At 49.4% G+C, this 12,641-nt stretch carries 16 protein-coding genes; 15 read left to right on the top strand and 1 reads right to left on the bottom strand.

Going from position 1 to position 12,641, the window contains the following annotated elements; all coding sequences use genetic code 11:
- The first annotated feature begins 10 nt into the window (after positions 1-10).
- The 12 genes from PEPTYR26121_RS05225 (at position 11) to PEPTYR26121_RS05170 (ending at position 10,505) form a co-directional block, all read left to right on the top strand.
- Positions 11-460 carry a phage tail tube protein gene (locus PEPTYR26121_RS05225; RefSeq protein WP_180499957.1) on the top strand — a complete coding sequence of 150 codons (450 nt, stop codon included), beginning with the start codon at positions 11-13 and terminating at the stop codon, positions 458-460.
- A gap of 10 nt (positions 461-470) precedes the next feature.
- Positions 471-872 (top strand): phage tail assembly chaperone, encoded by a 402-nt coding sequence (locus PEPTYR26121_RS05220; protein WP_180499955.1) that lies wholly within the window; start codon positions 471-473, stop codon positions 870-872.
- Positions 873-1,055: 183 nt separating this feature from the next.
- A complete protein-coding gene (locus tag PEPTYR26121_RS05215; protein ID WP_180499953.1) occupies positions 1,056-3,410 on the top strand; it encodes a phage tail tape measure protein in 2,355 nt (784 codons plus the stop codon).
- 10 nt (positions 3,411-3,420) lie between these two features.
- Positions 3,421-4,119, top strand: coding sequence for a hypothetical protein (locus PEPTYR26121_RS05210; RefSeq protein ID WP_180499951.1), 699 nt, complete (start codon positions 3,421-3,423; stop codon positions 4,117-4,119).
- On the top strand, positions 4,116-5,957 hold the full coding sequence (locus tag PEPTYR26121_RS05205) for a phage tail tip lysozyme (RefSeq protein WP_180499949.1): 1,842 nt from the start codon (positions 4,116-4,118) through the stop codon (positions 5,955-5,957). The genes PEPTYR26121_RS05210 and PEPTYR26121_RS05205 overlap by 4 nt, the downstream gene beginning before the upstream one ends.
- Positions 5,958-5,959: 2 nt before the next feature.
- Positions 5,960-6,334 (top strand): DUF2577 family protein, encoded by a 375-nt coding sequence (locus PEPTYR26121_RS05200; protein WP_180499947.1) that lies wholly within the window; start codon positions 5,960-5,962, stop codon positions 6,332-6,334.
- 4 nt (positions 6,335-6,338) lie between these two features.
- The gene (locus PEPTYR26121_RS05195; RefSeq protein WP_180499945.1) at positions 6,339-6,779 is read left to right on the top strand and encodes a DUF2634 domain-containing protein; all 441 of its coding nucleotides are present in this window, start codon (positions 6,339-6,341) and stop codon (positions 6,777-6,779) included.
- Positions 6,776-7,837 carry a baseplate J/gp47 family protein gene (locus tag PEPTYR26121_RS05190; protein ID WP_180499943.1) on the top strand — a complete coding sequence of 354 codons (1,062 nt, stop codon included), beginning with the start codon at positions 6,776-6,778 and terminating at the stop codon, positions 7,835-7,837. Before PEPTYR26121_RS05195 ends, PEPTYR26121_RS05190 begins: the two co-directional genes overlap by 4 nt.
- The gene (locus PEPTYR26121_RS05185; RefSeq protein ID WP_180499941.1) at positions 7,834-8,613 is read left to right on the top strand and encodes a hypothetical protein; all 780 of its coding nucleotides are present in this window, start codon (positions 7,834-7,836) and stop codon (positions 8,611-8,613) included. Before PEPTYR26121_RS05190 ends, PEPTYR26121_RS05185 begins: the two co-directional genes overlap by 4 nt.
- Complete coding sequence (locus tag PEPTYR26121_RS05180) at positions 8,610-8,951, top strand: hypothetical protein (RefSeq protein WP_180499939.1); 342 nt, start codon at positions 8,610-8,612, stop codon at positions 8,949-8,951. The genes PEPTYR26121_RS05185 and PEPTYR26121_RS05180 overlap by 4 nt, the downstream gene beginning before the upstream one ends.
- Positions 8,944-9,420 carry a hypothetical protein gene (locus PEPTYR26121_RS05175; RefSeq protein WP_180499937.1) on the top strand — a complete coding sequence of 159 codons (477 nt, stop codon included), beginning with the start codon at positions 8,944-8,946 and terminating at the stop codon, positions 9,418-9,420. The genes PEPTYR26121_RS05180 and PEPTYR26121_RS05175 overlap by 8 nt, the downstream gene beginning before the upstream one ends.
- Entirely contained in the window at positions 9,420-10,505 is a 1,086-nt protein-coding gene (locus PEPTYR26121_RS05170; protein WP_180499935.1) for a radical SAM/SPASM domain-containing protein, read from the top strand. Before PEPTYR26121_RS05175 ends, PEPTYR26121_RS05170 begins: the two co-directional genes overlap by 1 nt.
- Before the next feature lie 196 nt (positions 10,506-10,701).
- On the opposite strand, the gene PEPTYR26121_RS09210 is transcribed toward PEPTYR26121_RS05170, so the two are convergent.
- Positions 10,702-10,827: a hypothetical protein gene (locus PEPTYR26121_RS09210; RefSeq protein WP_281359988.1), complete on the bottom strand. Its 126-nt coding sequence runs from the start codon at positions 10,825-10,827 to the stop codon at positions 10,702-10,704.
- A 106-nt stretch (positions 10,828-10,933) separates the two neighbouring features.
- On the opposite strand from PEPTYR26121_RS09210, the gene PEPTYR26121_RS05165 reads away from it, so the two are divergent.
- The 3 genes from PEPTYR26121_RS05165 to PEPTYR26121_RS05155 are packed head-to-tail and all read left to right on the top strand — an operon-like array spanning position 10,934 to position 12,638.
- Entirely contained in the window at positions 10,934-12,193 is a 1,260-nt protein-coding gene (locus tag PEPTYR26121_RS05165; protein WP_180499933.1) for a hypothetical protein, read from the top strand.
- Positions 12,190-12,489: a hypothetical protein gene (locus tag PEPTYR26121_RS05160; protein WP_180499931.1), complete on the top strand. Its 300-nt coding sequence runs from the start codon at positions 12,190-12,192 to the stop codon at positions 12,487-12,489. The genes PEPTYR26121_RS05165 and PEPTYR26121_RS05160 overlap by 4 nt, the downstream gene beginning before the upstream one ends.
- Positions 12,489-12,638, top strand: coding sequence for a hypothetical protein (locus tag PEPTYR26121_RS05155; RefSeq protein ID WP_180499929.1), 150 nt, complete (start codon positions 12,489-12,491; stop codon positions 12,636-12,638). Before PEPTYR26121_RS05160 ends, PEPTYR26121_RS05155 begins: the two co-directional genes overlap by 1 nt.
- Positions 12,639-12,641: the final 3 nt, after the last annotated feature.

Raw genomic sequence — 12,641 nt, 5'->3', positions numbered from 1 at the left:
GAGGTAAAATATGAGCTTTGATCATAAATGGACCTTTAACGGCACGTTTGGCGAGGTTTGGATCGACTCCGAATATATCGCCGAGGCGGAATCCGTTACGGCGGAAGTATCGATCAACTATGCGGACATCCGCAAGCCGAGAGACCTTGCCACCTATAAAAAGCAATTAAGTATGGAAGGCTCCGGCTCCATGACACTATACAAGATCAACTCCCGTCAATTAATGAGAGCCTACTCCACGGAAAAATCCGGACATCAGGTGGAATCTCAACTGATTATTAAACTATCCGACCCCGACGCCATCGGCATGGAACGTGTCGTCCTCAAAAATGTCAACTTTGAGAATGTACCGCTCACTGGATTTGAGCGTGCATCGGAAACGAAACAAGAAATCTCTTTTACCTTTGCCAAGTGGGAACCTCTCGACGTAGTAGAAGAAGATACGGTCGTATATAACTAGGAGGTAAATCATGACAAGTGCAGTTGAGCAATTACTTGCCTTAGATGCAAGTAGAATTAAAAAACCGACGAAAACCGTAAAATTAAAACTCGGCAAATTTGACGGATCAGAACTGGATTTTAAAATCGAGGCAGTGGATCCCGAAATCATGAGCGAGCTTAAGGAAAGCATGATCCGCTTTGAGTCCAAGACGGAAGCTATGCGAGTAGAGGGCTCCTACAATGTCACGGTGATGACTATTATCGAGGGTTGCCCGAGTGTTTTTAAAAACAAAGAAGTCCAAGACCACTTTAAAGCCGCCACACCGAAAGAACTGGTTAAAATCCTACTCACATCGGGCGAGATGGACAAACTCAAAGACGAGATCGACGCCATCTCCGGCTATGCGAAGGAAAAAGATATAAAAAACTAATTTACACAGATAAGGATGTCAATACAGCTTATCTGTGTTTTTTGTTACACGATTGGAAGCCCTCGGATTACTTTGCTATGCGCTTTGGCGAGCGAAAAGTCACGAGGGCTTTTTTGCTACAGGAAATCGAAGAAAAAGAGGCGGAAGCCAAGGAAATGGCCAAGGCGATGAGGAGGTGAGCCATTGTCTACTAAATATATTGACGCCGTACTGCGATTAAAAGACGACTTTAGCAGCACTCTTACAAAAGTTGAGGGGAGTTTAAAGAGTTTTAAATCAAAAGCGGGAGCCATGGAGCAGTCCTTTTACAACACGTCAAAGGGGATGCAAGGGATCGGAAAGGCAATGATGCCCGTCACTCTCGCTGTGGGCGCAGGCGTGGCCGCAAGTATAAAAAGTTACTCAAGTTTGGAAACGGCACTTGTAAAAGTGCGAAAAACCACAGATCTAAACAACAAAGAGTTTGCCAAGTTTAGCGACGACATCGTCAAAATGAGCCGACGGATCCCCGAGAGTGCGGAAAACATCGCCAAGGTCGCCGAAGCGGCGGGTCAACTAGGCGTATCTAAAGAGCACCTCGTCGACTTTACGGAGACTATGGTCAAAATGGGAACGGCTACCAATATGAGCGCCGAGGATGCCGCAACGGCGGCCGCCCGTTTTGCCGCCATCACCGGCATGAGCGAGAACGACTACGGCCGCTTAGGGTCCACAGTGGTTGCACTCGGCAACAACTTTGCGACGACGGAATCGGAGATCATGGAAATGGGATTGCGTCTCGCCGGTACTGCTCATCAGATCGGCATGACGGAATCCTCGACCATGTCCCTCGCCGCCGCAATGTCCTCTGTGGGCATACAGGCGGAGGCCGGGGGATCGGCCATGTCCAAGATCATGACCAAGATCAACCGATCGGTATTTGACGGCGGAAAGAATCTGCAAAACTACGCAAATGTGGCAGGCGTAAGCGCCGACAAATTTGCAAGTGTGTGGCGATCGGAACCGGCCAAAGCCCTCGCCATGGTGGCAAAAGGCCTCGACGACGTCAACAAGTCAGGCGGCAATGTGGACGCCGTCCTCGACAGTCTCAATATTAAGGGCATCCGAGAGGTGGACACCATGAAACGGCTCTCCGGTGCCCACGAGCTTTTAAGCCGATCGATAAAATTAGGGGCTCGAGCGTGGAAAGAAAATGAGGCTCTCAACAAAGAGGCGGCGGCCGCTTATAAAACATTTGAGGCCAAAGTGCGTTTTTTAAAAAATGCACTGCAAGAAGTGGCGAAAGCCGTCGCAGTAAATGTACTGCCCATGCTCTCTCCGCTTATCGATAAAATAACCGAACTTGCATATAACTTTGCGGATGCCGAAGGCGATACGCAAAGATTTATCTTGAAAATAGTGGCTTTTGCGGCCGCCATCGGCCCCGTTGCCCTCGGCATCGGAAAGATTATCGGCGTATGCAATAGTGCGGTAAAAGTCGCAATGAGACTTGGGACGGCCATCGAAGGCGGATCCACTTTGATGGGCGCTCTCTTAACGCCGGGCGTTAAATTGGCTCTCGTCCTCGCAGGTGTTGCACTGGCGGCAGGCCTCATCATCGCCAATTGGGATAAGATCGGCCCCGTCATCGAAAATGTAAAAAATAAATTTGTAGAGTTTGTGGAGTCTAGCTCGCTATTTCAAGGTTTTTTGGACATTTGCTCCCAAGCCGGGGAAAAGATCAAAAGTTTCGGCGAGCCCTTAAAAGCCTTTTTTGGCGAGATCAAAGAGCATCTCTCCGGATTTGGATCGAGTTTTGGGGAGCTCTTTGGGACTATCTTGGGTATCGTCGGAGAGTTTGCGGCGACTTTTGCCGGGCCTCTAGTGGCGGCGTTTAACTTGCTACTCACCGTCATCGGAGCGGTGGCGCCTTTTGTGGGCCAATACATCCTCTACATTATCGATCAAGCCAAAGCCCTCGTGGACTTTGTGACCAATGTTTTAACGGGCAATTGGGCGGCCGCATGGGAATCCGTCAAGACTATGTTTTCCAATACCGTCAATTTGCTCAAAGGTTGGTTTGATACGCTAAAATCCAAGCTCGAGACACCGATAAAATCAAAAGTAACTATGATCTACGACCAATTTAAAGCGGGCGTGGATAAGGTCAAAAAGTGGTGGGGAGAGGTTAAGGCCTTTTTGCGTCACCCCATCCGAGGAACCGTCAACATCATGCGGAACATCATGGGCGGCGGAGATATCGGGCGAAATGCTCGAGGTACGTCGAATTGGAAGGGCGGTTTGACGTGGGTCGGTGAAGAAGGCCCCGAAATCGTCAACTTACCCCGAGGCTCGGAGGTGCTCTCCAATACAAAGAGCCGCCTCGCCATGCACGAGGCGAGAATGAATGGCAACTCCGGAGGCGACACCCATATCCACATCCCCAAGCTCGCCGATCAGATCGTGGTGCGAGAGGATGCGGATATCGACAGAATCGGAGATGCCCTCTATCGTAAGTTAAAAATCGCCAAACTCAATCAGGCCAAACCCGCATTTTAGGAGGTGACTTATGGAGTTTTGGATTGTACAAGATCAAGACAGATTACTCTTACCCGTCACCCCCTATCCCGGTGTGGAGGATAGTCAGAACAACACAACCGTGGAACTCAACGAGGTGGGGACGGTTAATATTGCCGGGAAGAAAGGGCTGAGAAAAGTAAGTATCGACTCTTTTTTTCCGGCGCAATTGTACCCCTTTGTGGCGAGTACAGAAATCAACACGGATCCCTACTACTATTACAACAAAATTAAAGCATGGAAAGACGCAGGGCTCCCCGTGCGTGTCATTATGACGGAGACGCCTCACAATTTCGAGTGCTTGATCGACACCTTCAATGTAAACGAAGCGGACGGCTCAAACTCGCTGTATTACACGCTCAGCATGAGCGAGTATATTCGTTTGGAGATGAAAGAGGCGCCCAAGCCTAAAAAGCCTGTGAAGCGAGTAAAAGGTGCGGCGGATAAAGTCAACACGGATAAAAACAGTCCACAGTACGGGCTTACACCCCTCGAGGTCATCGCCATCGGGCAATCCATCCCCGAGGATTTAAAGACGACGGCGGAGATAGACGCCTACTGCGACGCGCGGCGAAAAGAGCTCATAGATCGCAAAAAGAACCCTCAAAAATACCCGCCTAAAAAAATGAAAGGCGTCGAGGAGTTGCGGAAAGAGCGGGAAGCTGAAATGGCCAAGAAGGGGCTGAGATGATGAAGCTCTATGTCAGCGGGAAAGACGTCTCCCAATTTTACGATGCGGCCACGTGGAGCGGTGGAGACGGTCAGGCGGGGCGAAAATTAGAGTTTAACCTCGCTACGTCGCAGAATCCTCATACGGATAAAAATCTTCCGACGATTGTCACAAAAATGAATGACCCTGTGCGCCTTACAAAAGACGACGGAACGGTGGTATTCGACGGGGAACTCGTTTCGAAAGAAAAATCCATCAGCGGCCGCCTAATGCGAGTGACGGCCATGGATAAACTCTATCGAGTCAACGCCACGCAAAAGACATACAATTTTAAAGACAAAAAGCCCGACGAAATTGCCGGGCAAGTCTTTAAAGATTTAGAGATCCCCACCGGAAAACTGGATACCGGGGCACCCATTACACGAGTCTTTGACATGACGAGCGCTTATCAGATCGTCATGACCGCTTATCACTTAGAGTATGAGAAAAGTAAAAAGCCTTTTATCGTCCGAATGGACGGGGAAAAGGTGGAGTGTGTCGAGCGGGGAAAGACGGTGGCGAAATATATGCTCGATCCGTCTTTTAACCTTATCGATTCCCGCTTTAGTGTATCAGTCAAAGACGCTGTGGAAAAAGTCGATAAGTACGACCCCGACGGCAACAAGATCGGCACCATCGGCGGAACGAAAGTACCGAAGGGCTCCAACAACGAGGAAAAGATCTGGAATTACTTTAAAGATCTAGGCTACTCCGATGGCGCCGTTGCAGGGATCCTCGGCAATCTCTATCAAGAGAGCCGATTTGATCCGTCATGTAAGCAGTACGGCGGCGGTCCGGGGCGAGGACTCGCACAATGGGGCGGCTCTCGCCTCGCCGAACTGAGAGCCTTTGCAAAATCTCAAGGGAAAAGCAGTACAGACTTAGGCGTGCAGCTCGCTTTTATAGATAAAGAGATGCGAGAGGGCAAAAACGTCTACTGGAAACGTGCGAAAATGTCCTATGCGGACTTTAAAAAGATAAGCGACCCCGTTGCAGCCGTGAGAGCCTTTGAAAAATCCTTTGAGAGGGCAGGAAGGCCCAATTATCCCGTGCGAAATAAAAAGGCGACGGAGATTTTTAACCGCCGCAAGGGCTCAGGGCCCACAGGTGGAGAAAAAGTCTATCGCCAAGAAAAGCACGAGGACGCCAAGGCACGAGCCGAAGGGATCCTAAAAGAGATCGAGAAAAAGGCGGATTTAAAGGTCTTTGGGGACTATGACCTAATCACCGGTAACGCCGTCACCGTACGAGAGCCTTTTACGGGCCTTAACGGCAAATTTTTTATCGTCTCCGATACCCATCATTTTGCCAACAACTACCACGAGGTAGAGCTGACCCTCAGCTATCAAAACCTCATGGAGGATGTCAACACCTCGGAAAATAAAAAAGATAAGAGCGACGCTCCCTCGGGTGTGCCCAATGACGGCTCGGCAGGTGCCCGTGCCATCGAGGCAGGACTAAAAGTAAGAGGAGTACATTACCAATGGGGTGGCAATACGCCGCAATCGGGACTCGACTGCTCCGGCTTTGTGGACTACGCCTATACATCAGCCGGTATGCCGATCCCCGGCCGCCTTACATCGGCAGGACTCAGGAGCAATCCCAAGGCTTACGGCTTTGTAGAGGTACCGTGGAACCAACGTAAACCGGGGGACGTACTGTGGCAATCGGGCCACGTGGCGCTCCAATACTACGACGGCAAGATCTTGGAGAGCGGTGGCACGACGAAAAGCAGAAAGTATCTCGGTTACTCCGGTGTGGGCATCACCGACGGAAAAGGCCGACGATTTAACAAGGCTTATCGCTATGTAGGGAGGTAATAATGCAAAAAGACGATTACTTACAAGGGCTATGCGATTTATTTGATCCGGCGCCGTCGCAAGAACTCTTGCCCTACTGTGAGACGGGCACGGTAACCCAAGCGCCGCCCGAAATCGAAGTCGCTACACGGGACCTCACCTATCGAGCCGATCAGATCGAGGTCAATGAGTACTGGACAAGTGGACACGAGCGACAGATCGAGATCCCGAGTACAACGCTCACGGGATCGGATTCTCGAGGCGACAGTCATAGTACAGGCGGTTTCCCACAGGCGACGATTATTTTTAAGGACGATTTGAAAGTAGGCGATAAAGTGGCATGCTTACAAAGCCGGAGCAAGCAGACGCTTTACGTTTTATGCAGGTTAAAGAGGTGATACCGTGGCAGATTACTACCCTTTTATAGAGCCGGACACGGCGGAGGAGCGGATTGTCCCGGTATGCTCCGAGTACGCCTACGACTTTGAGACGCAAAATTTTAAACTTAACGACGATAACGGATTTTACCTCGTCTATGAGATCGAGGCGTTAAAAATAAAACTGTGGAAGCTTTTTATGACGGTCAGGTGGCGGTACGATATTTTTCCGCCGGGCTACGGGAACGAGCTCGAGTCTTTAATCGGGCGAGCCTATACCCAAGGCTACATCAACAGTGAGGCGGAACGTTTTGTAAAAGAGGCCGTCGATCGCAATCTATCAGACTATATCAAGCGATTGGAGGACTTGACCGTCGACTTTGACGACGGAACGCTCTATATCAGCTTTAAAGTTATCAGTATTTACGGCAAGTTTTACATGAGAGGAATGGAGGTGATCCTATGACAATGATCCCCGAAATGGACCAACAGGCGTATCTCGATCGGATGCTCGGAGCACTACGCAACACAGAGGACAAGAGCCCCAACTCGTTTAGCTACGACAATCTTTCCGCCGTGGCTTTTTTGGCTGAGGATATCCACAGGCTCATCACCTACCTCTCGGAACAGTTCGACATCGAAAACCTCGAGGGGCGAGACCTCGAGACGCGGATATATCAGATCGCAGGATTGACGCGTAAACAGCCGACCATTGCCCACGGTCTTGCAAAAGCCGAGGGGCAACCGGGAGCGAGACTCCCAAAGGGCACGCTTTTAAAAGGCGGGAGTACCGACTACACGACCCGTGACGACTATATCATTATGGAGGACGGCACGGCAAAGATCGAGTTTTTTGCACTGGCGAGCGGCGGAGAGGGTAATCTCTCCCGAGGCATCGTCTTAAAGCCGAGCCCCCAGCTAACGGGCATCAAAAAAATTACGACGATCGCTGAGGTTAACAACGGCTACGACATGGAGAGCGACGACGACTTTAGAGAGCGGTTTTACGACAAGCTGCAAAACCCGCCGAAAGCGGGGAATCCCTCTCACTACAAGCTGTGGGCGGAGGAGATAGACGGTATCGGCGGTGCCAAGGTCTTTAGGACATGGAAAGGGCCGTCTACCGTCAAGGTGGTGGTCGTCGGTATGGATAGAAAAGGCGTCGACGAGGATATGATCAAAACGGTAAAAGATCACATCATGCTCGAGGCGCCGATCCACTGGGAAGATTTAACCGTCGAAAGCGCAAAAGAGATCCCTATGGAGGTAAAACTCAAGCTGACCATACAGCCGGGATTTGCTCTCGAGGACGTCAAGCGAGATATGACGGAGGCCATCGACGAGTACCTATACACCGTGGCCTTTAGCCAATCCTTTGTGTCCTTTGCCAAGGTGGGCGGTCATATACTGGCCACGCCCGGCGTTAAAGACTACGAGGATCTCACGATTAACGGAAAGGCGGACAATCTCGTCTTAGAGGACACGGATGTGGCGACGCTCTCGAGCATCGAGGTGATCGCGTGAGGATAAAAGAGATTAAGATTCCATACGCCGGACTTTACTACCACTATCTACCGTGGTATGACCGGGAAAATATCACCTTTTTGGACATTGCGAGGACATTGGATCTCGTCTTTAGGCTTTTGCAAGACGAGCTCTCCATCGTCGACCGCAATCTTTATCTCGACACCGCCGCGGAGGCTCTCTCGATCTATCAAAGGGATCTGGGATTAGACATCGCAAACGGCGCAAGCGTCGAGGAGCGGCGAAAGATCATACAGGGGTATTTGCACTACCTCCACACGCAGACGACGGAGCAGGTGGTACACGACCTCGTGTCGTCTTTTTGTGCGGACAAAAGCCTCGTGGAGATTATCAAACAAGAGGTCATCGATACGTACAAAATACGTATGGAGATAGCTTACTCCTCTCGTGTGGATGTTCCGGCGCTGATCAAGACGTTGGATAAGATTATGCCGGCCCATCTGGTCTACTACTTAGAGATCGTCATGCGGTGCCTTTTTTTGGTGACGGCGGAAACAAAATCGGCAAATCTACCCTATCCGCAATTTTTATGCGGTGAGCATAACTGCGGAACAATCCCCGATGACCGTCACATGGGCCGAGCGTTTAAAACATCCATCGGCTTTAATACGGCTATTAACAACGGCAAGGAATATTACGGCTACACCAACGACGGCTACAAAGCAGGCGAACTGCGAGGCGACGGAAGCGAGGAAATCCTATATATCCAAGACTTTAGTCGGGAAAATGCCTACGAATTTAAGGAGGACGAATGATACACGATAATCTTATGACCCGCGTCATCCGCTACATCAAAGAGCAGATCGACCACGCGAAGATCGTGATCGACGATAAGGAGCAGGACGCGGAAATTCTAAAGGCGGAGATCGCGCCGAATTATTTGCTCAAGGTTTTTGTCAATACACCGCGGGGATCCGGCACGATCAGCGATTTACGGCTATACGACAAAGACGGAAAACTCATGGTTTCCAAACCGCAAGAAATTACAAAAACAACGGGCTACGGTTTGGTCTCGAGTTTTTATATCCAACTGACGGAGCGGGAGATTACCGACCCGATGAGCATATTTGAGATGGGAGGTACACGTGGATAAGTACACACAGAGGGCATATTACGAGATCAAGGAGAAGCTAAAAGCGGATCCTGCCTATCTCGATAAAATCACGGAGGAGTTTTTAGATCAATCCATTACGCCCGTGTTTTGGGATGACCATATCGCCGAATTTGGGAACGTGAAAGTTGAAACGCTCCGGGGCAAGGACAAAAACGGTAACGAAATCGTGCAACACGATAGGTATGACGGCAACATTTTTCAGGCGGGAACACCAGTGGACGCTTACAATTTGGGGCAGATGGAATGGAATGATTTAGTCAATTATATGGGGTTAAAATACCTGCTCGATACGGTGCGCCGATTAAGCATCGAGCTTGCAACGCTAAAGGGCGGGCTAAGTAACAACATGCCTCATAACTCGTTTGTCGCCGACCTTAAAACATTTGACGGTGATTTTGTTTTTAAAGAGGGCTATTACGATGCCGTCAACGGCCGAGGAGTGGTGTAATGCTACCTAAAATCTGCGGCGGTTTTTTAAATGTAACGCAAAAGTGCAATTTGGCGTGTAAGTATTGTTTTGTAAAGCAACAACCTATGGAGATGGATTTTAAGACGGCGAAAGATGCCGTCGATTTTTATGCGCAAAATGCCCTCGATGAGTTAGCCACGCCGTCGGTTACTTTTTTCGGTGGCGAGCCTATGCTCCGCTACGAGGATATCGTCAAACCCATCATCGAGTACGTGCGAGGAAATTATGGGGAATATACTCTTTCCATAACCACCAACGGCACGCTACTAGACGAGGATAAACTCCGCTTTTTTAAAGATAACGGCGTGGAGATTTTGTTATCTATCGACGGGGATAAGCCGACGCAGGATTTATTGCGGACAAAGCACGACGGGAGAGGATCTTTTGACGATATTCCCATTGACCTATACCTCAAATATTATCCACACGGAACATTTAGAGCTACTCTCGACCCTCGAAATGTGCGGGATATGTACGACAATTACCTTTTTGCTGAGAAGAAGGGCTATAAAAGCGTCACTATGATCCCCAACGTCTTTGAGGAGTGGAGCGCGGAGGACTACGACGCTATGGAGCGCGGTGTGGAAAAGATTATGGAGCATATCGCCGAAGCCAAAGCGAGCGGGAGATCTTATGCGGAGTTCAGCGAGGTAGAGAAAGGACGATCACAGGGTGGCGATATACGGGATCGCTTGCGAGATGAGCCGGGATGCGGAACCTGCGGTTTAGGTGCAGGGCTTTACGGCTCCATCGGAGCAAGTGGCGATGTCTACTCGTGCCAAGAAATGACGGAAAATGCCGAATGCGCCGACTTTAAGATCGGCAATATTTATACGGGTATCGACGACGATCGAAGAATCGAGATCATGAGCAAATTCCACGTGGATAAAATAAAAAGCGAGGAAAGCGGGCGATGCGATAATTGCAAAGCCCGGAATGTATGTAAAGGTGGGTGTACTATTAATAATTATTTTAAAACGGGCGATCTTAATACAATCCCCGAAGCCTACTGCCGATGGATGGAAGCGATGGCCAAAGCCAATGAAAGGATGGTGAAAGAATGAGTTGCTATAACTGCCAAACGGTGTTGGACTGTACGGGCGTATGCCAAGGGATATGCCAAGGATGCCAAGATTTATGTGAAGGATATGCACAATGTGGATCTTGTGAAGGCGCCTGTCAAAATTGTCAGTGGAGTTGCGAAGGTTCTTGTGAGTCAACGTGTGAATCTTCTTGTCAATCATCCTGCGAAAAATCCTGTCAATCGGGAGCGCAGACGAATCGATCGCCGGGAACGCCGTCGTCCATTTCGGTTCCCGAGGAGGTAAATGGCGGGGAAAAAATCACGATCAGTTGGGGGTCGGCATATGATGCGGATAACAACATTAGTACTTATGTACTCGAGCGTAGCGACGACAACGGAAGCTATAAAAGGATTTACTCCGGTAATACCCTGCGATACGAGGACACGATCCCGAAAGGTTTAAAAACTGTGCGCTATCGTGTGCAGGCGAAAGATAGCTACAATGCGACGGGAAGTTACCGGACGAGTAATATGATCAAAGTCAACAACAACGCCGCTCCCAACATCAGCGGTAACAGTTATGATTACGGCGCCATTTATAAAGATTTTGATATTGCTTTTATCGTCACCGATCCCGACGCAGGCGACGAGGTAACGGTTAAAATCTACTCCAATGGGGAGATGGTCAAGGATTACGGCAAGATCACGCTAGGGGTGCGTCATACCTATCCCGTCAAATTGTCCGGATATACCCTCGGTAAGCACATGATCGAAGTCAAAGCGACGGATAAAGAGGGCGCAAGCAAAACTAACACATACCGTTTTACCAAAATCAATACGCCTCCGAAGTTTAATGTGCAAAGTGGCGATCTTGGCGATAAAAATACCGCCTTTAGTTTTACCTATCAAGTGAGCGATGCCGAAGGCGACGACATCAACATCGTGGAATATCTCGACGATGAGGTTATCCGCGTACGCAAAAGTGTAGCTAAAAACACCGATTTATCCATCACCATCGATGCGGAAAAATTAAAGACTTTAGATATCAACAAATCCCACGTCCTACGTGTGGAGGCGGAGGACACCTCAAACGGAACGGCAACCTTAACGCAAACGTTCCGGCGGGCGAATTTTGCGCCGATTATAAGCGGGGAAGATAAAAATATCGGCACGATCGAGGATAAAGTTAGTTATACCTTTAGTATCACCGATGTAGAAGGTGACGTCATCAAGGCGTGGGTGTACTTGGATAGCGAGCATCAAAAAGCCTATGAGACGATCGAAGACGGTAAAAACTATACTTTTACCATCGAGGGCGAGGAGTTTTTAAAACTGACGCCGGGCAATCATGCGCTCCGAATCGTGGCAGAAGATGCTCAGGGTATGCGGTCTCAACGGGTGATCAGTTTTACCCGAAAGGTAACACGCCTTTTAGCAGAGTTTAGAGAGCCGATTGTTACCGATGCGGCGGCGCGGAAAATTTTCATTGTGCCAAATTGGAAATTAGCCAATGGTGCAAAAGGTGCAATATACGCGTGCAACAACGCTTTTGACGATGCGCCTGCGTGGGAAGATATTACGAGTATGTCGACGGCAGGGCTCGATTACCAATTTAAAAATGCAAAACGCACGGCGGACAAATGGGGCGTATCCATTAAAATTGTCGTCGAGCGTGGCGCGGCTATTTTAGACAGTTATGTATACGGAGTAGGAGGTGCATTTGAGTGATTATCCACAATCAGCGTAGTTTAATTGCGATCCACAACGAGCGTGATCGCGAGGATTTTATCGACGAGAAGGTAAAAGACGGAGACGTTATCAAAACGATCAAAACCATCGATGAGAAAGTAGAGGCACAAGGCGAGGCGTCCACGGCCACGGTCATGGAGATGTCCGCAATGATCGGCACGCAGGCGCAGATTATTGAGGAGTACAAGCAGGCGATGGCGACCATGGCCATGGAAATGACCGAAATGATTGGAACGTTACAGATGCAAGTTGCGGAACTGAAAGGGGATAAATAATGTTTAAACTCGATGAAAACTCTATGGTAGTTAAGATCTGGGCGAATGCGATCAAGCGTGGCGAAAAGACAATCGAGGACGTGCCCACGTGTTTCGGGATGCGTGATGCGGTTAGAAAACGCTTAGAACTCGACAAGCAAGAGGCGTAGCCC

The sequence above is a fragment of the Aedoeadaptatus nemausensis genome (genome assembly GCF_903819165.1).
Taxonomy (GTDB): Bacteria; Bacillota; Clostridia; order Tissierellales; family Peptoniphilaceae; genus Aedoeadaptatus; species Aedoeadaptatus nemausensis.
Note: the sequence above shows the minus strand (reverse complement) of the source record. Positions and strands in the feature narration are given on the sequence as shown.